At 62.6% G+C, this 25108-nt stretch carries 18 protein-coding genes and 6 pseudogenes; 7 read left to right on the forward strand and 17 right to left on the reverse strand.

Annotated features, from left to right (window positions below):
• The first annotated feature begins 160 nt into the window (after positions 1–160).
• The 3 genes from AB4N42_RS21215 (at position 161) to AB4N42_RS21225 (ending at position 3063) form a co-directional block, all read left to right on the forward strand.
• Positions 161–379 carry a DUF2970 domain-containing protein gene (locus AB4N42_RS21215; RefSeq protein WP_030137968.1) on the forward strand — a complete coding sequence of 73 codons (219 nt, stop codon included), beginning with the start codon at positions 161–163 and terminating at the stop codon, positions 377–379.
• Positions 380–926: 547 nt separating this feature from the next.
• A complete protein-coding gene (locus AB4N42_RS21220) occupies positions 927–2585 on the forward strand; it encodes a nitrite/sulfite reductase (protein ID WP_198798130.1) in 1659 nt (552 codons plus the stop codon).
• Positions 2569–3063 (forward strand): DUF934 domain-containing protein, encoded by a 495-nt coding sequence (locus tag AB4N42_RS21225; RefSeq protein WP_030137966.1) that lies wholly within the window; start codon positions 2569–2571, stop codon positions 3061–3063. The genes AB4N42_RS21220 and AB4N42_RS21225 overlap by 17 nt, the downstream gene beginning before the upstream one ends.
• Positions 3064–3279: 216 nt before the next feature.
• On the opposite strand, the gene sohB is transcribed toward AB4N42_RS21225, so the two are convergent.
• Positions 3280–4311, reverse strand: coding sequence for a protease SohB (sohB, locus tag AB4N42_RS21230; RefSeq protein WP_030137965.1), 1032 nt, complete (start codon positions 4309–4311; stop codon positions 3280–3282).
• 225 nt (positions 4312–4536) lie between these two features.
• Here sohB and AB4N42_RS21235 point away from each other — a divergent pair, with 225 nt between their 5' ends.
• From AB4N42_RS21235 to AB4N42_RS21245, 3 genes are all read left to right on the forward strand, one after another.
• Complete coding sequence (locus AB4N42_RS21235; RefSeq protein ID WP_460115284.1) at positions 4537–5247, forward strand: histidine phosphatase family protein; 711 nt, start codon at positions 4537–4539, stop codon at positions 5245–5247.
• Positions 5248–5298: 51 nt separating this feature from the next.
• A complete protein-coding gene (locus AB4N42_RS21240; protein WP_030137963.1) occupies positions 5299–5613 on the forward strand; it encodes an SCP2 sterol-binding domain-containing protein in 315 nt (104 codons plus the stop codon).
• Between the two features lie 106 nt (positions 5614–5719).
• Positions 5720–6583 carry a LysR family transcriptional regulator gene (locus AB4N42_RS21245; protein WP_217861644.1) on the forward strand — a complete coding sequence of 288 codons (864 nt, stop codon included), beginning with the start codon at positions 5720–5722 and terminating at the stop codon, positions 6581–6583.
• An 81-nt stretch (positions 6584–6664) separates the two neighbouring features.
• Here the strand turns inward: AB4N42_RS21245 and AB4N42_RS21250 are convergent, their stop codons facing one another.
• Positions 6665–6898, reverse strand: coding sequence for a YdcH family protein (locus AB4N42_RS21250; protein WP_030137961.1), 234 nt, complete (start codon positions 6896–6898; stop codon positions 6665–6667).
• Positions 6899–7114: 216 nt separating this feature from the next.
• On the opposite strand from AB4N42_RS21250, the gene AB4N42_RS21255 reads away from it, so the two are divergent.
• Complete coding sequence (locus AB4N42_RS21255; protein ID WP_460115285.1) at positions 7115–7615, forward strand: DUF4142 domain-containing protein; 501 nt, start codon at positions 7115–7117, stop codon at positions 7613–7615.
• A gap of 72 nt (positions 7616–7687) precedes the next feature.
• Here the strand turns inward: AB4N42_RS21255 and AB4N42_RS21260 are convergent, their stop codons facing one another.
• From AB4N42_RS21260 to AB4N42_RS21330, 15 genes and pseudogenes are all read right to left on the reverse strand, one after another.
• Entirely contained in the window at positions 7688–7954 is a 267-nt protein-coding gene (locus AB4N42_RS21260; RefSeq protein ID WP_030137959.1) for a hypothetical protein, read from the reverse strand.
• Positions 7955–8050: 96 nt separating this feature from the next.
• Positions 8051–10163, reverse strand: a pseudogene (locus AB4N42_RS21265) (ATP-binding protein).
• 267 nt (positions 10164–10430) lie between these two features.
• Positions 10431–13529 carry an error-prone DNA polymerase gene (locus AB4N42_RS21270; protein ID WP_460115286.1) on the reverse strand — a complete coding sequence of 1033 codons (3099 nt, stop codon included), beginning with the start codon at positions 13527–13529 and terminating at the stop codon, positions 10431–10433.
• Positions 13505–14926: a Y-family DNA polymerase gene (locus AB4N42_RS21275; RefSeq protein WP_460115287.1), complete on the reverse strand. Its 1422-nt coding sequence runs from the start codon at positions 14924–14926 to the stop codon at positions 13505–13507. Before AB4N42_RS21275 ends, AB4N42_RS21270 begins: the two co-directional genes overlap by 25 nt.
• Before the next feature lie 7 nt (positions 14927–14933).
• Positions 14934–15558 (reverse strand): annotated as a pseudogene (gene imuA, locus AB4N42_RS21280) (translesion DNA synthesis-associated protein ImuA).
• Positions 15558–16175: a transcriptional repressor LexA gene (gene lexA, locus AB4N42_RS21285; RefSeq protein ID WP_030137954.1), complete on the reverse strand. Its 618-nt coding sequence runs from the start codon at positions 16173–16175 to the stop codon at positions 15558–15560. The pseudogene imuA and the gene lexA overlap by 1 nt, the downstream one beginning before the upstream one ends.
• Before the next feature lie 274 nt (positions 16176–16449).
• Positions 16450–16722, reverse strand: coding sequence for a gamma-butyrobetaine hydroxylase-like domain-containing protein (locus AB4N42_RS21290; protein ID WP_460115288.1), 273 nt, complete (start codon positions 16720–16722; stop codon positions 16450–16452).
• Positions 16719–17682 (reverse strand): annotated as a pseudogene (locus AB4N42_RS21295) (HEAT repeat domain-containing protein). Before AB4N42_RS21295 ends, AB4N42_RS21290 begins: the two are co-directional and overlap by 4 nt.
• A complete protein-coding gene (locus tag AB4N42_RS21300) occupies positions 17679–18527 on the reverse strand; it encodes an ABC transporter ATP-binding protein (protein WP_460115289.1) in 849 nt (282 codons plus the stop codon). Before AB4N42_RS21300 ends, AB4N42_RS21295 begins: the two are co-directional and overlap by 4 nt.
• Positions 18527–19309 (reverse strand): ABC transporter permease subunit, encoded by a 783-nt coding sequence (locus AB4N42_RS21305; RefSeq protein WP_198798139.1) that lies wholly within the window; start codon positions 19307–19309, stop codon positions 18527–18529. The genes AB4N42_RS21300 and AB4N42_RS21305 overlap by 1 nt, the downstream gene beginning before the upstream one ends.
• Before the next feature lie 127 nt (positions 19310–19436).
• Positions 19437–20844: pseudogene (locus tag AB4N42_RS21310) on the reverse strand (ABC transporter substrate-binding protein).
• Between the two features lie 240 nt (positions 20845–21084).
• On the reverse strand, positions 21085–21330 hold the full coding sequence (locus AB4N42_RS21315; protein ID WP_003180418.1) for a 4Fe-4S dicluster domain-containing protein: 246 nt from the start codon (positions 21328–21330) through the stop codon (positions 21085–21087).
• Between the two features lie 24 nt (positions 21331–21354).
• Positions 21355–23095: pseudogene (locus tag AB4N42_RS21320) on the reverse strand (fumarate reductase/succinate dehydrogenase flavoprotein subunit).
• Entirely contained in the window at positions 23092–23844 is a 753-nt protein-coding gene (locus AB4N42_RS21325) for a GntR family transcriptional regulator (RefSeq protein ID WP_217861635.1), read from the reverse strand. The pseudogene AB4N42_RS21320 and the gene AB4N42_RS21325 overlap by 4 nt, the downstream one beginning before the upstream one ends.
• 84 nt (positions 23845–23928) lie before the next feature.
• Positions 23929–24973: pseudogene (locus AB4N42_RS21330) on the reverse strand (AraC family transcriptional regulator).
• Between the last annotated feature and the right edge of the window lie 135 nt (positions 24974–25108).

A 25108-nucleotide genomic window follows, 5' to 3' on the forward strand; every position in this document is an offset into this window, starting at 1 on the left:
CTTTGAATGAAGCGACAGCAGACCAGCTTGGCGAACCCCATCAGCGGTACATAATTATAAGTCGATGAAAATTGTGTAACGAATGACCAGAGCGATCGAATTCATCCACAAGGCGCGGTTTGACTATGCTTGGAGAGATCCGACTTTCATCGAGGGTTTTATGGACGATCCAATCGACAACAAACCGCCAACCCTGCTGCAGATGATGCACAGCGTGCTGGCTGCGGCCTTCGGCGTGCAGAGCGGCAAGAACCGCGCCCGGGATTTCACCCACGGCAAGCCGAGCCACTTCGTGATATTGGGGATCGTGTTCACGGTGATCTTCGCCTTGACGCTGTTTGGCATCGTCAAGCTGGTGGTGCATCTGGCGGGGCTATAACGCCCTTCAGAACAACACATGCCCCTGTGGGAGCGGGCTTGCTCGCGAAAGCGGTGGTTCAGTCACTGTCTATGTTGACTGACACACCGCTTTCGCGAGCAAGCCCGCTCCCACAGTTGCTGCTCATGTGTCTGATGGAAAATTATTGATGACTGACCCAGAACACCGCCGTGCCCACCACCAGGATAATCAAGAACAAAATGGCCCAGGCATCAACGGTACTGTCGCTTTTCCTTGCTTTGGTCGGATTGCTCATTGCATCGCCTCTTGTCGGTTTTGTAGGTGATTGCATAGGGACTCGACCACAGTTAAGACGATGATTGCCCGCACGACAAATGTGGGTTAGGCAATAATCAATCTCATTAGTCGATTTGGTTCTTTACATATACTCAAACATCACTTTTGCGCATAACTCAAAACAGGTATCTTGCACCGGCTCCCCTAGGAGTGCGCGGCCGTGCGCGCAGAATTGCCGAGGCAGAACCCGATTTCAGCGAGCCAACCTGCAGCTGTTTCTGATCGGCCCAAGCCTGAGAACGAGACTTATATGTACGTATATGACGAGTACGATCAGCGGATCATCGAGGACCGCGTCAAGCAGTTCCGTGATCAGACCCGACGCTATCTGGCAGGCGAGCTGAGCGAAGAAGAATTCCGCCCTCTGCGCTTGCAGAATGGCCTGTATATCCAACGCTTCGCGCCGATGCTGCGCGTGGCGGTGCCCTATGGCCAACTGACCTCGCGCCAGGTGCGCAAGCTGGCCCAGATTGCCCGCGACTATGACAAGGGCTACGCCCACATCAGTACCCGGCAGAACGTCCAGTACAACTGGCCGGCCCTGGAAGATGTACCTGAGATCCTGGCCGAACTGGCCACCGTGCAGATGCACGCGATCCAGACCAGCGGCAACTGCCTGCGCAACGTCACCACCGACCAGTTCGCCGGCGTCGCGGCCGATGAGTTGATCGACCCACGTCCGTGGTGCGAAATCGTTCGCCAGTGGACCACGTTCCACCCGGAATTCGCCTACCTGCCACGCAAGTTCAAGATCGCCATCAACGGCTCGAGTTCGGACCGCGCGGCCATCGAAGTCCATGACATCGGCCTGGAAGCGGTCTACAACGCCGCCGGCGAGCTGGGCTTCCGTGTGCTGGTGGGTGGCGGCCTGGGACGTACCCCTGTGGTCGGCGCGTTCATCAACGAGTTCTTGCCGTGGCAAGACCTGCTGAGCTACCTCGACGCCATCCTGCGGGTGTACAACCGCTATGGCCGTCGCGACAACAAATACAAGGCGCGGATCAAGATCCTGGTCAAGGCGCTCACGCCTGAAGTGTTCGCCGAGAAGGTCGAGGCCGAAATGGTCCACCTGCGCGGCGGCCAGACCACCCTGACCGAAGCCGAAGTGCATCGCGTCGCCAAGCACTTCGTCGACCCAGCCTATAAAGCCTTGGACAACCAGGACGCCGAACTGGCTGCCCTCGACAAGGAACACCCGGGTTTCGCCCGCTGGCGCACCCGCAACACCCTGGCCCACAAGAAGCCCGGCTATGTCGCGGTGACCCTGTCGCTGAAACCGACCGGCGTTGCGCCCGGCGACATCACCGACAAGCAACTGGACGCCGTCGCCGACCTGGCCGAGCGCTACAGCTTCGGCCAACTGCGCACGTCCCACGAGCAGAACATCATCCTGGCGGACGTTGAACAGAGCCAGTTGTTCACCCTGTGGGGCGAGTTGCGCGAACAAGGTTTCGCCACCCCGAACATCGGCCTGCTGACCGACATGATCTGCTGCCCGGGCGGTGATTTCTGCTCGCTGGCGAACGCCAAGTCGATCCCGATCGCCGAATCGATCCAGCGCCGCTTCGACGACTTGGACTACCTGTTCGACATCGGCGAGCTGGACCTGAACATTTCCGGCTGCATGAACGCCTGTGGTCACCACCACGTTGGCCACATCGGCATCCTGGGCGTGGACAAGAAAGGCGAAGAGTTCTACCAGGTCTCCCTCGGCGGCAGCGGCAGCCGCGACGCCAGCCTGGGCAAGATCCTTGGCCCGTCGTTTGCCCAGGATGACATGCCGGATGTGATCGAGAAGCTGATCGACGTGTACATCGAACAACGTACCGAAGACGAACGTTTCATCGACACTTATCAACGTATCGGCATCGACCTCTTCAAGGAACGCGTCTATGCAGCGAATCATTAAGAACAACGAAGTCATCGACGAAACCTGGCACCTGTTGCCCAAGGACGCGACGCTCGATGGCATTTCCAACTGCGACGACCTGATCGTGCCCCTGGCCCTGTGGCGCGATCACGCCCACGCCCTCAAGGCCCGCGACGGCGGCCTGGGTGTGTGGCTGGACGCCGACGAGGAAGCGGAAGAAATCGGTGACGACGCCAACCAGTTGCAGGTCATCGCCCTGAACTTCCCGGCCTTCACCGATGGGCGCAGCTACTCCAACGCTCGCCTGTTGCGTGAGCGCTATGGCTTCAAGGGTGAACTGCGTGCCATTGGCGACGTGCTGCGCGACCAACTGTTCTACATGCGCCGTTGCGGCTTCGACGCCTTTGCCCTGCGTGCCGACAAAGACCCGTATGAAGCCCTTGAAAGCCTCAAGGATTTCTCGGTGACTTATCAGGCCGCCACTGACGAGCCGCTGCCGCTGTTTCGTCGTCGCTGAAACCTGATGCATGAAAAAGCCCTGGACCGGGTGACCGGTCCAGGGCTTTTTTTGTCTCGTTCAACCTCAGATCCACTGTGGGAGCGAGCTTGCTCGCGATGGCGTCGGTACATTCGACATCGATACAAGCTGAGCCATCGCAATCGCGAGCAAGCGCGCTCCCACAGGGGATGGCAGTGAACCTGGAGCCATTAGTCCACAAGGTGGGCCCTCGAATTACCAAAACCGCTGCTGGGTCAACCGACTCCACCAGCTGAGCAACACCCGATCCACCGAACCGCTGGCCGCCATGCCGATGCGCTCTTGCAGGCTTTTGCGTTCGGCGTAGTGCAGGTGATAGAGCTCGGCGCCCTTGGCCCGTTCGGCCAGGTATTCATCGCTGGTCTTGAGCTCGTCCACCAGGCGTTTTTCCAGCGCGGCGACACCGAGCCAGACCTCACCGGTGGCCACTTCGTCGATCGCCAGTTGCGGGCGGTAGTTGGACACGAAGTTCTTGAACAGCGCATGGGTAATGTCCAGATCTTCCTGGAACTTCTCCCGGCCCTTCTCGGTGTTCTCGCCAAACACCGTCAGCGTTCGCTTGTACTCACCGGCCGTCAGGACTTCGAAATCGATGTCGTGCTTCTTCAGCAAGCGATTGACGTTGGGCAACTGGGCCACGACGCCGATGGAACCCAGGACGGCGAACGGAGCGCTGATGATTTTCTCGCCGATGCACGCCATCATGTAGCCGCCGCTGGCCGCCACCTTGTCGATGCACACCGTCAACGGCACGCCGGCCTGGCGGATCCGCGCCAGTTGCGACGAGGCCAGGCCGTAGCTGTGGACCATGCCGCCACCGCTTTCCAGGCGCAGGACCACTTCGTCCTTCGGGGTCGCCAGGGTCAGCAGCGCAGTGATTTCATGGCGCAGGCTTTCGGTGGCGGAGGCCTTGATGTCACCGTCGAAATCCAGCACGAACACCCGGGGCTTGGCCGCCGGCTTGTCTTTCTGTTTCTTCCCGGCTTTTTCAGCCTTGCCTTCGCGCTTGCGCAGGGCCTTGAGCTGGTCCTTGTCCAGCAATGTCTGCTCCAGGCGCTCGCGCAACCCTTTATAGAAATCGTTGAGCTTGCTGACCTGCAACTGCCCGGCCGACCTGCGCCGCCCCTTGCTGCGCAGCGCAGCAAAACTGGCCATGACCACCAGAATGGCGATCACCAGCGTCACCGTCTTGGCCAGGAAACCGGCGTACTCGACAAAAAACTCCACAGCGACTCCTTAAATGCAATGCGCCACTGAACGCAGGCGCGTAACGCTGCCAGCATACCCATGCGCTTGCCCCGCTGCCAGCCATGAAACCCGCCGTTACCGTAACGCGGCTGAGACAGGACGGGCTGTAACGGTCATTTCAAACAAGCGTATGTTTTTTCATTGACAGGCCAACGCCATCCTCATAACCTCGCCAAACCTTCAACGTACCGGGATGACGCGGACGTGGGCAGCATTTATCTGATTCGACATGGCCAAGCCTCCTTCGGTGCGGACGACTACGATGTCCTTTCGCCCAATGGCATACGCCAGGCGCAAGTGCTCGGCAGCCACCTGGCGGAGCTGGGTGTCGTGTTCGATCGCTGCCTCTCGGGTGACCTGCGTCGCCAGCAGGACACCGCCACCGGCGCGCTGAGCCAGATGGCTGGCGCCGGCCTGCCGATTCCCGAGCTGGAAATCGACGCTGCCTTCAACGAATTCGATGCTGACGCGGTGATCCGCGCCTTGCTGCCGGACATGCTGCCCCAGGAGCCCGAAGCCCTCGACATCTTGCGCAACGCTGCGCAGAACCGCGCCGAATTCCAACGCATCTTTGCGCTAATCGTCGAGCGCTGGCTCAGTGGCCGCTATGATCCGCCCGGGCTGGAAAGCTGGCTGGGCTTCGTCGAGCGGGTCCAGGCCGGCCTGCACCGGATCCTCGACAACGCCGACAAGTCCCACAAGATCGCCGTATTCACCTCCGGCGGAACCATCACCGCCCTGCTCCACCTGATTACCCAGATGCCCGCCAAACAGGCCTTCGAACTGAACTGGCAAATCGTCAACACCTCGCTCAACCACCTGAAATTCAGGGGCCGCGAGGTGGCCCTGGCTTCCTTCAACAGCCATGCCCACCTGCAACTGCTGAAGGCCCCGGACCTCATCACCTTTCGCTGAGTCCGGATTACTGTAGACCCTTGCTGTACCACCCAAATAAGGATCGAAACCATGACCTCCGTAGCCGACGCCGTACAAGCCATGAAAGCCAAGTTCAACCCAGCCGCCGCTGCCGGCCTGGACCTGGTATTCGGTTTCCGTATCGATGAAACCAAAAATTTCTCGCTGATCGTCAAGGACAGCACCTGTGAACTGCAGGAGGGTGAAAACCCGGACGCCCAGGTGACCCTGGTGATGGACGGCGAAACCCTGCAAGGCATCGTCGACGGCAGCACCGACGGCATGCAAGCGTTCATGGGCGGCAAGCTGCGCGCTGAAGGCGACATGATGCTGGCGATGAAACTGTCCGAGCTCTTCCCGTCCTGAGATCGGGTCGCGCCCTGGCTGTAATCAAATCCCGCCCTCGTGGCGGGATTTTTTGTTTCTCGCCTGAAACTCTTACAATGCCCGCATCACCCGCCTCGGCCTGAACATGGACATCGACCTCGCCCGTACCTTCCTTGAAATCGTCCGCCACGGCAGCCTCGCCGCTGCGGCGGAAAAGCTGCACGTCACCCAGACGGCGATCACCGCTCGGGTACAGAAGCTCGAAAGCCAGCTTGGCTGCGCACTGTTCGTGCGCAACCGGGCCGGCGCACGATTGACTGCCGATGGCGAAGCCTTCGTCGTCTACGCCAACCAGCTCGTGCAGACCTGGGAGGCCGCCCGCCGTGACTTGCCATTGCCCGAGGGCTATCGCAACGTCTTGCATCTCGGCGGCGAGGTCAGCTTGTGCAATCCCTTGATGCTCGCCTGGGCCGGCGAGCTGCGCCAGAAGATCCCCGGCCATGCCTTGCGCATGGACATCCGCGACGGTGAAAAACTGCTACAGCAATTGGAATTGGGGCTGCTGGATGCGGCCGTGGTGTATCAGCCCGAATATTGGCCGAGGCTGCAGGTCGAGCAGTTGCTGGAAGAAAAACTGATCCTGGTGCGCCTGGCCGCTTGCCCCGAACCCTACGTGTACATCGATTGGAGCGCCGACTTCCGCCGCCAGCACGACACGGCGCTGCCGGACAAGGCCAAGGCCGCCGTAACCTTCAATCTCGGGCCCCTGGCGCTGCAATACATCCTGGAGAACGGAGGCAGCGGCTATTTCCGCACGCGGGTCGTGCAGAGCTACCTGGACAGCGGCATTCTGGAGCGAGTGCCCAAGGCGCCGGAATTCAATTACCCGACCTACCTGGTGTATTCCAGGGACCGGGATTCGGCGGCGTTGCAGCAGGCGTTCGAGGTGTTGCGAGAGATCGTCAAGACCGGCAGCGATTGGTCCCAGCGCTGGGATCCGCTGGGCTGATGGATGGGATGGGGCCGCTTCGCGGCCCAGCGGGAGCAAGCTCCCTCGCCACAAAAAGCGCTTAGCGGATTATCGTCATCGCTACTTTTGCATCAGCGCGGCGATCTGGTCCTTGATCTGCAGCCGCTCCTTCTTGAGCGTCTCCAGGGCCACATCAGCAAGAACCACAGGTGGTTTCTCGGCCTTCACCACCTCGGCATCAAGCCTGGCGTATTGTTTGATCAGCGCGTCGAGACTCTCGTCCTCCCGGCGCTTTTTCAGGATGTCTTCTTCTGTGCACTTCAGATCCTGGCAAAGATCATGGGACACCGGCATGGAGCACCTCCTTCGTGAGTTCGGTGGCACGTGCTTTTCGGGGCACTGCCTGTCATCAGCATGGCCTTGCCGGTCGGGTTCTGTCGACCGCCAATCCGACCAGCGGTGACCGTTCGTCGTGCCACGACGCGCTTCGATCAAACCTTCCCCCGCGCTTTCCCCTCCATTGATCAGTACCCAGAGAAACACCTGTACAACCTGTGTGGAGACTTACCTATGGACAGATTTACCCTGCGTCAACTCGGCCTGGCTGTTGCCCTGAGTAGCAGCATGGGCATGGCATGGGCCGCGACCTCCAACGACTTCGTCGACAACGCGGCGGCCGGCGGTATTGCGGAAATCGAAACAGGCAAGCTGGCCCTGCAGAAAAGCCAATCGGCGGACATCAAGGAGTTCGCCAACAAGATGATTGCCGACCACACCAAGGCCAACGAAGAGCTGAAGGCGCTGGCGAAGAAACATGACATCGAGGTACCGGACGACACCACGTTGATGAAGAAAGCCAAGGCCAAGATTCTCGACGTGCGCGACGAGTCCTTCGATCCGGCCTATGCGAATAACCAGGTGATGGCTCACGAAGAAACCGTCGCCCTGTTCAAGAAAGAAGCCGAAACGGTTACTGACGACAAGAAACCTGGCAATACCGAGCTGAAAGCGTTTGCCCAGAAAATGCTGCCGGACTTGCAGCATCACCTGGAGATGGCCAAGAAGCTTTAAGCGGCCCACCCCAGTAAATAACGCCCTATCGAATAAGAAAGCCCGACTCTCGAGTCGGGCTTTTTTTGTTGATCAGCTGTCGGCAGTGTCGATATCGGCATCCGTCTTGTCACCCGGTCCAGGCCGATCCGGTTCCGGCTTGAAACCCGGGCTGTAGGTGTTGTCATTGTCCTGATGATGTTTCTTCTGATCGACCTCACGGGCAGCACTGTGAGCCTCGTGTGTCTCAGCCGAATTGGCAGGCTGGTTATTCGCCACTTGAGGATCGACAGCCGGATCGTTACGCGAGGACGGGGTTTGCGTCTGGCCTTGTTGCTGAGTATTTGCAGAGTCGCTCATTAGACACCTCGTTCATGACAAGGCCGAATAGTGATCGGCCCTGATTATTCGAAGGCCGGACGACGACTTGGGTTCCATTCTTTTGCCGCGTCGGGCTCATTCTTCCAGCACTGAGCTGACCATCCGCGCCAGCGCATCCGGGCTGTACGGCTTGCTCAACAAATGCGTATCGGGGCTCAACTGGTGGTTACGCGAAATGATGTCGCGGGTATGTCCCGACGTGAAAAGGACCGGCACCGGCGGGGTCTGCACCTTGGCCCAGGCCGCCAGGTCAGAGCTCTTGATCAGGCCGGGCATGACCACATCGGTGAAGATCAGGTCCACCGAGACGCCGTCGAGCAACAACTTCATGGCCTCGTCACCGTTGGCGGCGGTCAGGGTTCGATAACCGAACTGCTCCAGCAAATCCACCGACGCCGCGCGCACGTCATCGTTGTCCTCGACCACCAGGATCGTTTCCTCCAGGCCGGGCTGGAGCGTGCGAGGGTGCGCCTGTTCCGGGGATTCAGGCTTATGGCTGCGGGGGAAATACATATGCACTTGCGTGCCTTCCCCCGGGTGACTGGTAATCTCGATATGCCCGCCACTCTGCTTGACGAACCCGAACACCATGCTCAATCCGAGCCCGGTGCCCTGGCCATCGGTCTTGGTGGTAAAGAACGGTTCGAACACCTGGTTCAACACTTCAGGCGCCATGCGCGGCGCCACGATCGTTCACCGACAACCGTACGTAATCACCGGCCACGACACCTTTGCCAACGCAGGACGACTCGTCAAGGGCAATATTTTCCCCGACCATGCTGATGACGCCTTCGCCCCCCATGGCATCGCGCGCGTTGATCGCCAAATTCAGCAGGGCGTTTTCCAACTGGTTGCGATCGACATGGATGCACCACGGCTCCGGGGGCAACGACACCTCGATCCGGATGGTTTCCCCCAGCGCCCGTTGCAGCAATTCGCCCAGGCCATCGTAGATGCGTCGCGGGTTGTACACCGCCGGCGACAGCGGCTGGCGACGAGCGAAAGCCAGCAACTGCGATGACAGCTTGGCGCCCCGCTCCACCGCTTCGATGGACGCGCCGACCCGCCGTTGCACATTGGGATTGTCAGGCTCGTGGCGAGCCAGCAAATGCAGGTTGCCGGCAATCACTTGGAGCAGGTTGTTGAAGTCATGGGCGACGCCGCCAGTGAGCCCGCCGATGGCTTCGAGTTTCTGCGATTGGCGCAACTGTTCTTCAGCCGCCAAGCGCGCCTGGACCTCATTATCGACGCGCTGCTCCAGGTCGCGGGTGAACTTGAGCAGCGACGCTTCGGCGGTCTTGCGCTCGTTGATGTCGATCAGCACGCCGGGAAAACGCAGGGGCTTGCCCAATGCATCGAACTCGCATCGACCGCTGGCCAGCACCCAAAGGTAATCGCCCTCGCCACGACGCAAACGGTATTCAGCGGTGTAGGGAACGCCCGTGCGCAGGGTCAGGTCGACCCGTTGCTCGACGTCGTCGATGTCGTCGGGATGGATGCGCTGGCGAGCGATGTCGATGGGCAGTGCCTCCAGCGGGCACTCGGGCGGACAGCCAAAGGTACGGGCGAAACGCTCGTCGCCAGACAGCCGATCGGCCTCGATGTCCCAGACAAACGACCCTAGCAACGGCCCCGCCGAAAGCGCCAACTGGATGCGCTCATTGACCGCGCGATAGCTGCGCTCGGCCTCTTGCCGGGCCCGCTCGCTCAGCACCAGCTCGGTGGTTTCCACCACGATCGCCAACACGCCGGCCGGCGATTGGTCATCGTCGGGCACGGGGCTGTAGTAGAGGTCCATCCAGACGTCTTCGGGCTTGCCGTCGCGCAGCAGCACCAGTTCCTTGCTGCGGTAGGACAAGGTGCCGCCGGCGAGGCACACGTCCAATACATGGCGATTGAACTCGGCCACTTCCGGCCATCCCATTTCCACCGCACGCCCCAGCAGGTACGGATGGCGACCACCGGCAAATTCGGCGTAGGCGTCGTTGTAGATCATGAAGCCCTGGCGCCCCCACAACATGACCATTGGCAAGGGCGACGCCAGCATCACCTGGACCGCGCTGCGCAGGCTGGCAGACCAGTGCTCGATCGCACCCAGTTCGGTGCGACTCCAATCGTGCGCCCGGATGCGCCGGGCCATTTCTCCGTCCCAACCGGGACACCCGTTACTCTGGGATAAGAACTTCATGGGACGACTCTCACCTCAAACTACCAGCAGGGAATCGGCATACCACAAGTCCCTTGTGCTAGTGCTTCGAGCACGAGGTTGGCAATTGGTTTCATGCAGACTGACGACGCCAACCCTTTGTGGCGAGGGGATTTATCCCCGCTGGGGTGCGAAGCGCCCCCAAACCAAGCACCGTAGAGGTGTCAGCTAGTTAGCTATACGTCTTAATGGGTCTGCTGCGCAGCCCAGCGGGGATAAATCCCCTCGCCACAGATTTCAACCACAGGTCTAGCGGAAATCCCGGCTGCGCACATGGATGCCCGTCAGCAATTCGCTCAAATCGCTCAGGCGTCCGGCGATGAGATGGCGGACTTCGCCGACACTCTCCCAGCGCCCATCCACCCTGAGCAATTGCGAGCCCACCAGGACCTTGCGCTGGCGTTCGGCCAAGTCGCGCCAGACCACCACGTTGAGGTTGCCGAATTCGTCTTCCAGGGTGACAAAGGTCACGCCGCTGGCCGTGCCCGGGCGCTGGCGGCCGGTGACCAGCCCGGCGACGCTGACGTTGCGGCCATGTTCGACGGTTTGCAATTCCCGCGAGCTGCGGCAGCGTCGGGCGCGCAATTCGGAGCGCAGCAACGCCAACGGATGGGGCCCCAATGTCGTGCCCACGGTGGCGTAGTCGGCAAACAGGTTTTCTCCCACCGTGGGTGTCGGCAAGGCTACGGTGGGTTCTTCCTGGCTGGGCAGGCCCGCGAACAAGCCCAGTTGTTTTTCCACGCCAGCGATTTCCCAGCGGGCGCGATGGCGATCGCCGGCCAGGCCGCGCAAGGCATCGGCGTCGGCCAATTGCTCCATGGCCCTGGCGTCGAGTCGCGCCCGCTCGCCCAGGTCGGCTACATCGCTGAAAGACCGCTGCCTGCGTGCCGCCTCGATACGCCGGGCATCGTCCTCGCGAAACCCCTTGATCAGGCGCAAGCCCATGCGAATCGCCGGTTGCCGGCCTTCCAGCGGTTCCAGGCTGCATTCCCAGTCGCTGGCCCGCACGTCCACCGGACGGATCTGCAACTGATGCCGGCGGGCGTCCTGGAGGATCTGGTCCGGGCTGTAGAAACCCATGGGCCAGCTGTTGATCAGGGCGCAGGCGAACGCCGCCGGCTCGTGGCATTTGAGCCAACTGCTGGCGTAGGTCAGCAAGGCGAAACTGGCGGCGTGGGACTCAGGAAAGCCGTAATTGCCGAAGCCCTTGATCTGTTCGAAGATCTGCGCGGCGAATTCGGGCGTGTAACCGTTGTTCTTCATGCCTTCTGCCAGGCGCTCGCGATGTGGCTCAAGCCCGCCGTGACGTTTCCAGGCGGCCATGGAGCGACGCAATTGATCCGCTTCGCCAGGCGTGTAGTCCGCCGCGACAATGGCAATCTGCATCACCTGTTCCTGGAACAACGGAATCCCCAAAGTCCGGCCCAGCACTTCTTTCAATTCCGGCGATGGGTAAGTGATCTCCTCTTCCTCATTGCGCCGCCGCAGGTACGGATGCACCATCCCGCCCTGGATCGGGCCCGGCCGCACGATGGCCACTTCGATCACCAGGTCGTAGTAATCCTTGGGCTTGAGGCGGGGCAACATCGCCATCTGCGCACGGGATTCGATCTGGAACACGCCGATGGTGTCGGCGCGGCTGATCATCTCGAATGTCGCGCGATCGTCCTTGGGCAACGACGCCAGGGTATGCCGCACGCCCCGGTAATGCGCGACCAGGTCGAAACAACGGCGGATCGCGCTGAGCATGCCCAGCGCCAGGATGTCCACCTTGAGCAGCCCGACCGCATCGAGGTCGTCCTTGTCCCACTGGATGATGGTGCGCTCGGCCATCGCGGCGTTTTCCACCGGCACCAGGGTGTCCAGGGGTTGCTGGGAAATCACGAAGCCGCCAGGGTGCTGGGACAGGTGCCGGGGAAAACCGATCAGTTGCTGGGTCAGGCTCAACACCCGGCGCAGCACCGGGCTTTCGGGGTCGAAACCGCCTTCGCGCAGGCGCTCCAGCGGCGGCGCTTCATCGCTCCAGCGCCCGCAGCAATCGGCCAGTGCATTGACCTGGTCCGGCGGCAGGCCCAAGGCCTTGGCCACGTCACGCACCGCCCCGGCGCCGTGGTAGCTGCTGACCACCGCCGTCAATGCCGCGCGATGCCGGCCGTAGCGCTGGAACACGTACTGCAGGACTTCTTCGCGACGCTCGTGTTCGAAATCGACGTCGATGTCCGGCGGCTCATTGCGCTCGCGGGACAGGAAGCGTTCGAACAGCATGTCCGTCCGGGCCGGGTCGATTTCGGTGATGCCCAAGGCGTAGCACACCGCCGAATTGGCGGCCGAACCCCGGCCCTGGCAGAGAATGTGGCGGCCGCGGGCGAAGCTGACGATGTCTTGCACGGTGAGGAAATAACTGTCGTAGCCCAGCTCGGCAATCAGCGCCAACTCGCTTTCGATCTGCGTCCGCACCTTCTCCTTCACACCGCCCTTCCACCGCTCGCGCATGCCGCGCTCGGTCAGTTCCCGCAACCAGGACGTCGGATCATGGCCCTCAGGCACCAGCTCGCGCGGGTATTCATAGCGCAGCTGGCCGAGGTCGAACGTGCAGCGCCGGGCGATTTCCACGGTTTCATCGAGCAAGGCGCGAGGATAGAGACCAGCCAGGGCCTCAAGGCTGCGCAAATGGCGTTCGCCGTTGGGGTGCAGGCGCAGGCCGGCTTCGGCGACGGTGACGTGGTGGCGGATGGCGGTCATGGTGTCTTGCAAGGCGCGACGTCCCCGCACATGCATGTGCACATCCCCCGTGGCGACGGCCGGAAGGCCCAGGCGTTCGGCCAATGCGAGCAAGTCCGCCAGCCGCCGCCGATCGTCCTGCCCGCAATGCAACTGCACGGCCAGCCACAGGCGCGCGTTGAATACCTGTTGGAGCCAGCGCCCTTGCGCCTCGGGCTCCTTGCCATCGGGCACCCACAGCGCGAGTAGTCCTGGCAGCGGCTTGTCGAAGTCTTCCCGGACGATGCGATATCGGCCCTTCTCGCTACGGCGCCGGGCACGGGTGATCAGTCCGCACAAGGCTTGATAACCCTCAAGGTTTTCCACCAACAGCACCAGCTTCGGACCGTCCTCGACCTGGATTTCGCTGCCGACGATCAGTTGCAGCTCCAGCTCCCTGGCCGCCTGCCAGGCCCGGACGATGCCGGCCAGGGTGCATTCATCGGTGATCGCCAGGGCCCGATAGCCCTGCAGTTTGGCACGACGACAGAGTTCCAGGGCGCTGGAGGCACCGCGCTGGAAACTGAAGTTCGACAGGCAATGCAGCTCGGCGTATTCGATGTTCATGCGAACCAGCCTTGCAGCCACAACGGCCCGCCCTCGCCCACCGGTCGATAGGCCCAGCCGCGTTGGCCGGCGCGGGTTTCGATCAGGTAGTAGTCGCGGCGCACGTCGGCCCCATCCCACCAGCCGGACTCGATGCGCTCCGGGCCCATGAGGATTCGCGCCTGGCCTTCGGGCAAAACCTGGGGTTCGCCGAGCAGCCAGCCGGGACGCTGGATATCATCGCGCAGCGGACACATCTGTGGTTGCGGCTGGGGTTTCATCTGCCACGCGCATTCGGGTCGATGATCGTCGCCAAACCCCAACCCTTGCACGGCTTCGTCGCCGAGGCGCGCCCGCAACCGTTCGCGTAGCTGTTCCCAGGGCAAGGACTGCTGCGGACGTTCATCGAACAACTCCAGGCGCTGGGGCACGAAGCTCGGCAGGTCTTTGGCACACAAGCGAAAGCCGCGCACGGGCGCCTCGACCTGCACCTGCTCGAGACGGCCACGGGCCAGCTCGAACAGCATCGAAGCATCCCGCTCGGCGCTGAGCAGGCCGACCTTGATGACCGTGTCCGGCAAGCCGGCGTGCTCCAGGTGCAAATCAAAACGCTGCACGCCGCTGTCACGCCCACACAAGTAAGCCGACAGATCACCGGTCAATCGGCGCAGCGGAAACAGCAAGGCCTGGTGGGATTGCACGTCGTAATTGAGTTCGATGCGCACATCGAAACGGTCCGGCGGCAGGTAGAACGACAGCGCCAGGGTACGGCTGCCCACCAGCGCGTCGAGGTGCTTGAGCATGTCGGCTTCGAAGCGCCGCGCCAAAGTGTGCCGGGGCAAGGCCTGGACTTGGCTGAGCTGGCGCAGGCCCATGCGTGACAACGCCGTGGCAACCTCAGGCGCCAGGCCGATCCGGTCCACTGGCATGTGCCCCAGGTACGCTTGCAAGGTCTCGTTATCGGGCACCACCAGGGCGTCGTAGGCATTGGCCAGTGTCCGCGCTGCCACGGGGTTGGGGGCGGCGACGATGCGATGGCGAAAGCCCAGTTCAGTCAGTTCGGCCCGCAACCGCGCCTCGAACACTGGCCAGGGCCCGAACAGTCCCAGGCTCGATTCGATCTCGAACACCACCGTGCGCGGGTAATGCACGCTGACCTGGGAACTGAAGCGGTAGGCCCAGGCCGCGAGGAACTGTTGCCAATAGTTGATCTGCGTCGCGTCGTACTCGGTCGTGGCGAACCCTTTGCTCAAGGCCTGGGCGGCGGTCATGGTCTGGCCGGGGCGCAGGCCCAAGGCGCGGGCCGGTTCGTTGACCGCTTGCAGCACCCGCCGCTGGGCCGGGCCGGTCAGCAGCGCCAGGGGCTCGTCGGGATCGGGGCGCTGGCGCAGCGCGGCGTCCAGCGCCAATTGCGGGAATAAAATACAGACCCAGCGCATCGCAACCTCAATGCCCTGTGAGCGTGGGAAAAGCGATCGGCGCCGAACGGGCCAGTCCGCCGCGGGTCTTGAGCACCCGCAATTGCGCAGGCCGGGCATCGATGGCAATGCGCAAGGCAGCCGGGGACGGGTTGATGGCTTCCTGAATCGAGCGCCAGGCGAACGCCAGGGTCTGGCCGGTCTCCGCGGCGACCTGCAAACGGCGCAAGGCCCGGTCGTCCGCCTGGCGCGGCCAGCACAACACCGCGCCGCAACTGCCCGAACGCAGGCATTGCTCGGTGGCCCACAAGGCCTCCCGTGGATCGGCCTGGATGATCGACAACTGGCGCAAGTCCACCCCCTGCATTTCGCCAGGCCTGGGGATAGGGCACGAACGGCGGCGCCACCAACACGATCCGCTCCCCCGCCGCGGACAACCGCGCCAGGGTCGGCCACACCAGTTGCAACTCACCCACGCCCGGCGCGCCGATGAGGATTTCCGTCAACGCCGCTTCCGGCCAACCGCCGCTGGGCAATGCCGCGTCCAGCATCGCATGGCCAGTAGGCTGCGGGCTGGCGGCCGGTGGCGCAGGCCGGCCCTTCCAGACCTGGCCGCCATTGAACAGCGTGTCCAACGCAACGACGGCGCCCATCAGCCTTGCCTCACCAGGCCACAGAACACACCTTCTATCGCCAGGTCCTGGTCGGCTTCGACGATGATTGGCTGATAGGCCGGGTTGCGGGGCAACAGGCGTACGCGCTCGCCGACTCGCTCGAAACGCTTGATGGTCACTTCACCGTCCAGGCGCGCCACGACGATCTGTCCGTTGGCGGCCTGGGGCGTGCGTTGTACGCCCACCAGATCGCCGTCGAGGATGCCGTCCTCGATCATCGAATCGCCTTGGACGCGCAGCAGGTAATCCGGCGCCTTGGTGAAAATCGCCGGGTCCAGCAACAGACGGCTGTGGACTTCGGCATCAGCCCCGATCGGCAGCCCGGCGGCCACCCGTCCCAGCACCGGCACGTCCAGCAACTCGGGACGCGGCGGCTGGTTCAACAGCCGAATGCCCCGGGCCTGGTGCGGATTGACCTCGATGAAGCCGGCTTCGGTCAACGCCAGCACATGCTTGCGCGCCACGCTGCGAGAGGCGAAACCAAACGCCTCGCTGATTTCAGCGAGGCTGGGAGACTGGCCCTGCTCGGCGATGCGTTCGCGGATGAAGGTCAGGATGGCGGTGCGGCGGGGAGTGAGAGTCGTCATGGAGTACATTTGTACTCTTCCATGGTTTTTCTGACAAGCGCCGCCAGTCAGTTCACGGGTTGACTGCGCAAAACCAAATTAACCGTGTTGAATGATTTTGGGGCTGCTGACGCAGCCCAGCGGGAGCAAGCTCCCTCGCCACGGGTTCACCGATTGCTCAAGTAACCAGCGTATCCCTGTGGGAGCGAGCTTGCTCGCGATGGCGGTGGATCAGCTTGCAAAAAGGTTGAATGTACTGACGTCATCGCGAGCAAGCTCGCTCCCACAAGGGATGGGCACAAAGCTACAACCCCGCCAGATAAGCCCAGGGAAAAATCCCCCGCTCATGCCCATCACTGAAGACCAACTGCACCCCATAGCCCTGGCTATTGACCTCAATCACCCGAACCCGCGAATCCACCTGGACCGCCATTCCTTGCAGGCGAAACGCCCGGCACCGCGAACAGGGGCATCGACGACGCAGTTCGGCATGCTCCAGTTGTTGCTCACGCCCATCAGGCCAACTCAGCCGCAACAGCCCCTTCTGTTGTGAATTACCAATCGCCAACGGGCTCATTGCAATTGGCCCAAGGCAATCCGCACAGCCTTGCGTACCTCCGGATCGCCATCCTCCTGGGCGGCCTGCAACGCCGGGATCGCATCAGGATCGTTCAACTCGCCCAAAGCCAGGGCCGCCTCCTTGCGCAAGTTACTGATGCGATGAGCCAGGGTCTCGATCAAGGCCGCCAGTGCCGGGGCGTAACGCAAGCGACCCAGGCTACGAGTCGCCCGCAGACGCACTTGCCAATAATCATCTGCCAGCGCCTCGATCAGGGCCGGGCCGGCATCGGTGTGGCCGACCTTGCCCAGTGTGGTGGCGGCTTCTTCGCGCACCGTCCAGGCCGGGTCCCGCAAGGCCTGGCGCAGCGCTCGGCAAGACTTGAGCATCCGAGGCCAGGCCGAGGGCACCGGTGGCCGCACGGCGCACTTCGCTCTCCGGATCATCACTGGCCAGCCGCGCCAGGGCCGGCAAGGCGTCGAGGTGCTTGAGCCAGCCGAGCACGCCAACCGCCTCGCGACGCACGCCGGCCTCGGGGTCAGCCAGCGCGGCGAGCGCGGCTGGCGCGGCGCCCCCCAGACGCAACTCGCGCAAGGCCCGGAATGCGGCGATGCGCACGCTGGCATCCACATGCGCCGTCCAAGGCAGGATCACCCTTCCTGCCGCCTCGCTCTTGAGCAGGCTCAGGCTCTGGGCAGCCGCGGCTTGCACGGTCGAGGATGGATCGGTCAAGGCCTCGCACAAGGCCGTGACCACCGGCGCGTCCTCCCAGGCTTCGAGCAATCTCGCGGCTTCGGCCCGCACCTCGGCGCTGGGGTCATGTGCCAGGCGATCCACCAGCCACAGCAGGCCTTCGGGCTCTTCGAGGTCGGCCAGTTCGATCAGCGCGATACGGCGCACGCCGGCGTCGTCGTCGGTCAGGCGCGGTTGCAGGGCAAGGATGTCGTCGTTGTCGGTGTTTTCAAATAGAGAGGTCATAGGGCAAATCGCGGCAAGGAGGTTTCAGGAGGCAGCCCAAGGGGATTGAGGCGTGGCAGTTGCTGGCCGTCTTCATGACGCAGCAGTTCGAGGCAGTGGCGCTTCAATCGGGCGAATTGAGGGCGGGTGACCAACTCAGTCGTCCGTGGACGGGGAAAGTCCAGGCGCAGGTCCTCGATGATCCGACCCGGGCGCGGGCTCATCACCAGCAAGCGATCGGCCAGGAACAGCGCTTCGTCGATGTCGTGGGTGACGAACACCACGGTGGTGCGAATCCGCGTCCAGATGTCCAGCAGCAGCTCCTGCATGTTCAAGCGCGTCAGGGCATCCAGCGCGCCAAAGGGTTCATCCATCAGCAACAGGCGCGGACGGTTGACCAGCACCCGGGCAATCTCCACCCGCTGCTGCATGCCGCCGGAGAGCTGATCGGGCCAGTGCCCGGCAAACCCCTCCAGGCCCACCAGGGCGAGGATTTCGTCGGCAGCCCGGTGCCGTTCGAGCTTGCCCAGGCCACGCATCTTCAGGCCGAAGGCGACGTTGTCGCGCACGCTGCGCCACGGAAACAAGGTGTGTTGCTGGAATACCATGCCGCGCTGGGGCGACGGGCCAACGACCGGCACCGCGTCCACCTTCAACGTGCCCGTGCTCGGTTGCAGGTGCCCGGCGAGGGCGCCGAGCAAGGTGGATTTGCCGCAACCGGACGGCCCCAGGATGCAGACGAACTGGCCCGCCTCGATCTGGCAATCGAGCCCCTGCACCGCTTCGAAGGCCTGGGCTCCCTGGCCCAGAACAATGGACAACTGGCGGATGTCGATCCGTCCTTCCAGCGCTTGCATCGCACTCATCAGGCTTTTCCTCCGGGTCGATGCCAAGGCGTGGACAGCCCGCCCAGGCGCTTGATCAACAAACTGCTACCCATGCCCAGCACGCCGATCAGCAACATGCCGACCACGATGTCCGGGTAGTTCTGCACGGTGTAGGACGCCCAGGTGTAGTAACCGATGCCGTACTGGCCAGCGATCATTTCCGCCGTCACCAGGCAGAACCAGGAAGTGCCCATGCCGATGGCGAGGCCGGTGATGATGCTCGGCGCGGCCCCCGGCAGAATCACTTCCAGCAGGATGGCCTGGCGTCCGGCGCCGAGGCTTTTCGCCGAGGCGATCAATCGCCGGTCCACCCCTTCGACGCCGTGCACGGTGTTGAGCAGGATCGGGAACAGCGCGCCGGTGAAGGTGATGAAGACCATCGACAACTCCGACGAGGGAAACATCAGGATCGCCAACGGAATCCAGGCCACCGCCGGGATCGGCCGCAGCACTTCAAGCGGTGGCAGCAACAGATCTTCGGCCCAGCGTGACCGACCGATGGCCAGGCCCAGCGCCACGCCAATCAACAGCGCAGCGCCATACCCGGCGAAGACCCGGCCCAGGCTGCTGCCCAGATGCCGCACGAGATTGCCCGACTCGCCCAGGCCAAGTGCGGCCTGGACCACCGCCAGTGGGGTCGGGACGTTGGCGAAGGTCACCAGGCCAAGGTCCCAGTGGCCGGCGGCGGCGAGTTGCCAGAACAGCAGGCAGAGCAGCAAGGAAGCGGCTCGCAGGAGCCAGCGTTTGGATGATGGGTACACAAATCTTCCTCCGGAGTGGAATCCTTGTGGGAGCGAGCTTGCTCGCGATGGCGTCAGATCAGTTGAAGTTGATATGACTGACACACCGCCATCGCGAGCAAGCTCGCTCCCACAGGTTATTTGCAAGTCAGCGGGCAGCAACCGACTGGGTCGTCGCCTCGGTGAAGTCCAGGACCTTGCCGCCCTGGGCCGTGGCAAACTGCTCGGCCTGCCCTTTCAACAGGAACGCGCTGAGCTGGCCCTTGCCATCACTGGCAAACCACGCCTGCTCGGCCAACAGCTTGATCCCGCTGTCGCTGGCCTGGGCGTAGACGGCGCGGATGCCCTTGCCTTCCTGCTTGAGGCTTGCCAGTGCGCTGAAGGCTGACTGCGCCGAGGCGTAATGACGCACTTTCGGCTCGCCGCGCACCCAGATCTCGGCCACATGGCGGGCATCGGTGATGGCCTGGCCGGTCAAGGCGTCGGGCGTGCCGAGGGACGTCTGGGCGTAGTTGCCCAGTTGCGCGGTGTAATCGAGGTTCGATGCCTTGAAGGCGGCGCGGATGTACTGGTCATCGATGAATGTGTTGAGGTCCAGCCCCTGATCGGCCTTCTTCAGCAGCTTGAGGGTGTCGATGGCGGTGCCGACGGCCTGGCGGTATTCCGGTTTCCAGGTCAGGTCGCGGGTCTGCACGCCCAGCGGCCCGTGGAACAGATAATTGACCTCGGCATCCACGCCGGTGACCTTGGCGATCAACTCGCTGTACTTCTCCGGCTCGGCGGCCAGCAACTGATTGGCTTCGATGGTTGCACGCAAGTAGGCAACGACGATTTCCGGATACTTCCTGGCATAGGCCTGGTCCACCAGCGCGCCATGGAATGTCGGCGTCTTGGCCTGGGCGCCGTCATAGATCTTGCGGGCGAAGCCACGGCTGGGGAACAGTTCGGCGAAGGGTACGAAGTCGGCATGGGCGTCGATCTTGCCGGCCTGCAACGCCGAGCCGGCGACCTCCGGTGGCTGGGCGATGATGTTCACATCCTTGAGCGGATCCCAGCCTTGGGCCGCGACGGCGCGCAGCAACATGCCATGGGCGGTGGAAGCGAATGGCACGGAAATCGTCTTGCCCTTGAGCTCGGCCAGGGACTGTACGCCCGAGGCACTGGGCACGACGATGCCGTTGCCGCTGCCCTGGGTGCTGCCCGACAGCACGCTGATGAACAGGCTGTGCTTGCCGGCGGTCTCGAACGCCACGCCGTTGAAAGCACCCGGGAAATCGGCCATGGCGCCGAAGTCCAGTTTGCTCGGCGACCATCTCGTTGGTCAGTGGTGCGCCGCTGGTGAAGTTTTTCCACTGGATGTCGTAGTGGGCATCCTTGTACGCGCCATCGTGGGGCAAGTACTTGTCCAACAGCCCCAGCTCCCGGATCAGCAACCCGCCTGCGGCGCAGTTGATGGTGGTGTCCTGGGTGCCGATGGCGATGCGGATGGTGTCTGCCTGGGCAGGCAGGGTCAATGAAGCCAGTGCCAGACCGGCCAGTGCTGCACGCAATAACATGGGTATGTCCCCTCGAATCATTTATAGGTTTTTCGTCTCCGCCACGATCAGGCGCGGTGGGAAACGAGGGGTGTGCTGGGATTAGCGTCCGGTGTGGCCGGATGGCTTTTTTTGTGTCTGTGGTGGCCCCATCGTCGGAACGCCGCCCGGAGCAAGCTCGGCTCCCACAGGTTTATGGGTGTGCAGAATAATCGCGGCTGGCTTCGATCCCCTGTGGGAGCGAGCCTGCTCGCGAAGGCGTCAACGCAACAGGTACGGAATCTCGACTTTCACCGCCCCCGTCGGGCAGTCCTTTTCACAGGGCATGCAATACCAGCATTCATCGAACGCCATGTAGGCCTTCTGGGTTGCCGGGTTGATCGCCAGCAGGTCCATGGGGCATACGTCGACGCACACCGTGCAGCCCTTGTGGGCGATGCATTTGTCCTCGTCCACGGTGACGGGGGCATTGGAGCGAAAGAAGATTTCCTGGGGTTGATAGGCCATGGGCGTTCTCTTTGGGTGATGGGTTCACGCCGCGTCGGCGCCGACCCGCAGCCGGTCGTAGGCCTGCAGCTCGTCGGCATCGAGGGCGATGATGTAGGGCTCGACGGCTTTCTTGAACGAGGTCATCGTGCCGTCCTCGCCTTTCTTCAAATGGCAATGGCAGAACCAGTCGCTGTCGTTGCGCCGTGGGTGATCGACTCGATAGTGGTACAGCCCCCAACGGCTTTCCGCGCGAAACAACGAGGCCCGGGCGGCCATTTCGGCGCAGTCGCGGATCACGCTGACTTCCATGGCGCGCATCAATTCATGGGCGTTATGGGCCTTGATCTGGTCCAGGTCGCGCTGGATATCGCTGAAGCGTTGCAGGCCGATCTGCATTTTTTTCGTGACCTTCGGCGGTTGCAGGTAATCGTTGACGAAGCGGCGCAGCTTGTATTCCACCTGGGCCGGCGGCAGGCCATGCTCGCGCTCAAGCGGCGCGTAGACACGCGCCCTCTCCCGCTCGATCTGCCCGGCATCCAGCGCCGAGAAATCCTTGCCTGCCACAAAATCGGCGGCGTTGTTGCCGGCAAACCAGCCATAGGTGAAAGCACCGAGCATGTAGTTGTGCGGCACCGCCGCCATGTCGCCCGCCGAGTACAGGCCCTTGACCGAGGTTTCCGCCCGCTCGTTGACCCAAACGCCCGAGGCCGAATGACCGCTGCAAAAACCGATTTCGGAGATGTGCATCTCGACCATCTGCGTGCGGTAGTCGGTGCCACGGTTGGCGTGGAACTGCCCGCGGCTGGGCCGCTCATTGCTGTGCAGGATCTCTTCGATGTTCTGGATGGTTTCCTCGGCCAGGTGATCGAGCTTGAGGAACACCGGACCGTTGCCACCTTCGAGTTCCTGGTGGAACTCCCACATCATTTGCCCGCTCCAGTAGTCGCACTCGATGAAACGCTCGCCCTTGTTGTTGGCGGTATAGCCGCCGAGGGGGCCGGTGACATAGGCGCACGCCGGGCCGTTGTAATCCTTGATCAGCGGGTTGATCTGGAAGCATTCCAGGTTCGCCAGCTCGGCGCCGAGCGTGATACGCCATGGCGTAGCCATCGCCTGCATTGGTCGGGTTTTCATAGGTGCCCATCAGGTAGCCTGAGGCCGGCAGCCCCAAGCGTCCCGCCGCGCCGCAGCAGAGAATGACCGCCTTGGCCTTGATCACATGAAAGTCGGCGGTGCGGCAATCGAAGCCCATCACCCCGTTCACCGCCCCCTCTTCGTCGGTCAGCAACCGGGTGCAGACCAACCGATTGGTGATGCTCACCCGCGCCCGTTTCAACTGCCGGTACAAGACTTTCTTGATGTCGTGCCCTTCCGGCATCGGCAGCACGTAGGCGCCCATGTGGTGAACCTTTTTCACCGCGTAGTCGCCGGTTTCGTCCTTCTCGAACTTCACGCCCCAACGGTCCAATTGCTCGATCGTTTCGAAGCTGTGGGTCGCGTAGGCGTACACCGCGGCCTGGTTGACGATGCCGTCGTTGGCAATAGTGATTTCCTTGGTGTATTGCTCAGGCGTCGAGTGCCCCGGGATGATCGCGTTGTTGAGCCCGTCCATGCCCATGCTGATGGCGCCACTGCGCTTGACGTTGGCCTTGTCCACCAACAACACGCGCAAGTCGCGGTTGCGTTCCTTGGCCTTGATCGCGGCCATGGGCCCGGCGGTGCCGCCGCCGATGACGACGATGTCGTATTCCTGTTCGAGGATGCTTCTTGAGCTTTGGGTCATGCCTGCGTCCCTTTCTGCCGGTCGATCCGCAAGCGGTACTGGAAGGCATCGCCGCGGTAGTAGAGGTATTCGAAATCCAGTGGTTGCCCATCGGCGCCGTGGGTCAGGCGCTCGATGCGCATGACCGGCGATCCGGCCTCGATCTCCAGGGCCTGGCACAGGTCGCTGTCGGCCAGCACCGCATCGATGGCCAGGTCCGCATGACCGAGGGCCAGGCCGCAATCGTTTTCCAGGATCAAGAAAATATCGCGGGTGACCAGGTCGGCTTTCTCAAGGCGCTCGCCGAGCGCCTTGGGCAGGTAGGTGATCTCCAGGGACACCGGCTCGCGGTTGATCAGCCGCACCCGCTTGATCTGCGCCACCACGTCCCCTTCCGCCAGTTTCAGGCGCTCGGCCACTGACTTGTCCGCCGCCATGAACTTGAAGCTGCGCAGGCGGTTGATCACCTCGAAACCGCGCCCGGTCATGGACTCGGCCAGACCCTGGAGGGTGCTGACGTTCTGGAAGGTCTTGGGCTTGGCGACGAAGGTGCCTTTGCCATGGATCTTGAAGATCAGCCCTTCCTTTTGCAGGTCGCCCAAGGCTTGGCGAACGGTGATGCGGCTGACGCGGAACAACGCGCCGAGCTCGCTTTCCGACGGCATCTGGCTGCCCTGGGGGTATTCACCGTCGAGGATGCGTGCACGCAGCACGTCGCGCAGTTGGGTGTGCAGCGGCACGCTGTCGAGGGAAAGAACGTTGTCGGGCATGGCTTCCTTCACTTGTCATAACGAGTTACGACGTGATCTTAGGGAAAGCCCGTAAGACTTGAGAAATACTGTTTGGACATAACCTTAGAGCCGAGCGTCGGCGCTCTCATTGCGAAACGCGCTCGGGCTCATGCCGGTCCAGCGTCGGAACGCCCGGCGGAAACTGCGCACATCGCTGTAGCCGACTTCCTCGGTGATGCGCTCAATGGACAGCTCGGGATTGGCCAGCAGGTTCAAGGTCCGGCCACGACGAACTTGTTCGAGCAACGCTTCGAAGGTCAGGTTGTGCTCGGTCAGGCGCCGAGCGCAAGGTACGGCTGCTCATGTTCAGGTCGCTGGCAATTTTATCGATATGGCTGCCACGGCCCAGGTCCCGGGCAATCGCCCGCTCCACGGCCTGGATCAGGTCGATTTTCTGGTGGACTTCGCTGGCCTCCTGCTCCAGCAAGGCCAGTGCCTGGCGCAGGGCCAGCGGATGATGGTTGGGCAGGCGCACCTCCAGCCAGCCAGCATCGATCAGCATGCGGTTCTGCCGGCAGCCAAAGCGCACGACCGACCCGAAGATCCGCTGGTACTCGCCCGCATAGGAAGGCGCGGCGTGCATGAATTCCACTGCCTGTGGCTTGAAGTCGGACGCCGCCAGCGCCCGGCCATAGACCAACACACTGGCGAAGAATTCTTCGACCGCAAACACCTGCACGTCGGCAAAGGGCAGTTGGCACGTCGCCTCGACCGTGATCCGGTCGCCGGCTTCTTCGGCGCTGATCTGCGCGATGCCGCCGGTAGTGCGCTGGTAGCGCACTCCCAGGGCGAAGACGTCGCGCAAGGTCTCGCACAGTGACAATACGTGTCCCAGCAAACCCAGGGTGCCCAGCACGTTGCGGTCGCCGACCCACAACCCCAGCCCCTGGTCGGGTAACAACTTGAGCGCCCGCTGGATCATGACCACGGCCTGGCGATGGGAAATGCGATGGGTCGGGTCTTGCAGGTCATCGAGGCCGAACCCCAGGCCTCGACACAGGATCGCCGCGTCGAACCCCTTGTCCGCCACCACATCGGCAAGGGTCTGCAGCAGAAACGGCGATACCAGCGCCAGCTCGAACGTGGGATCGATGACTTTCATCTGCATGGGCGGATTCCAAGGCGGACAGGAGAACACTGTGTAACAGTCTGTTTCTAGACGTTAGCATGACCCGGTGAATAGAGGGGGACCGGAATCTGGCCGCGCAAGTCCCCTGAATGGCCGCCAATACCCTGCCCTGGC

The sequence above is a fragment of the Pseudomonas sp. H2_D02 genome (genome assembly GCF_054677635.1).

Excerpts from the sequence above, each read along its gene's own strand:
- AB4N42_RS21215 (WP_030137968.1), top strand. The coding sequence starts at position 161 with ATGGACGATCCAATCGACAACAAACCGCCAACCCTGCTGCAGATGATG.
- AB4N42_RS21220 (WP_198798130.1), top strand. The coding sequence starts at position 927 with ATGTACGTATATGACGAGTACGATCAGCGGATCATCGAGGACCGCGTC.
- AB4N42_RS21225 (WP_030137966.1), top strand. The coding sequence starts at position 2,569 with ATGCAGCGAATCATTAAGAACAACGAAGTCATCGACGAAACCTGGCAC.
- AB4N42_RS21240 (WP_030137963.1), top strand. The coding sequence starts at position 5,299 with ATGACCTCCGTAGCCGACGCCGTACAAGCCATGAAAGCCAAGTTCAAC.
- AB4N42_RS21245 (WP_217861644.1), top strand. The coding sequence starts at position 5,720 with ATGGACATCGACCTCGCCCGTACCTTCCTTGAAATCGTCCGCCACGGC.
- AB4N42_RS21250 (WP_030137961.1), bottom strand. The coding sequence starts at position 6,898 with ATGCCGGTGTCCCATGATCTTTGCCAGGATCTGAAGTGCACAGAAGAA.
- AB4N42_RS21255 (WP_460115285.1), top strand. The coding sequence starts at position 7,115 with ATGGACAGATTTACCCTGCGTCAACTCGGCCTGGCTGTTGCCCTGAGT.
- AB4N42_RS21260 (WP_030137959.1), bottom strand. The coding sequence starts at position 7,954 with ATGAGCGACTCTGCAAATACTCAGCAACAAGGCCAGACGCAAACCCCG.
- AB4N42_RS21275 (WP_460115287.1), bottom strand. The coding sequence starts at position 14,926 with ATGCGCTGGGTCTGTATTTTATTCCCGCAATTGGCGCTGGACGCCGCG.
- lexA (WP_030137954.1), bottom strand. The coding sequence starts at position 16,175 with ATGTACTCCATGACGACTCTCACTCCCCGCCGCACCGCCATCCTGACC.
- AB4N42_RS21290 (WP_460115288.1), bottom strand. The coding sequence starts at position 16,722 with ATGAGCCCGTTGGCGATTGGTAATTCACAACAGAAGGGGCTGTTGCGG.
- AB4N42_RS21300 (WP_460115289.1), bottom strand. The coding sequence starts at position 18,527 with ATGAGTGCGATGCAAGCGCTGGAAGGACGGATCGACATCCGCCAGTTG.
- AB4N42_RS21315 (WP_003180418.1), bottom strand. The coding sequence starts at position 21,330 with ATGGCCTATCAACCCCAGGAAATCTTCTTTCGCTCCAATGCCCCCGTC.
- AB4N42_RS21325 (WP_217861635.1), bottom strand. The coding sequence starts at position 23,844 with ATGCCCGACAACGTTCTTTCCCTCGACAGCGTGCCGCTGCACACCCAA.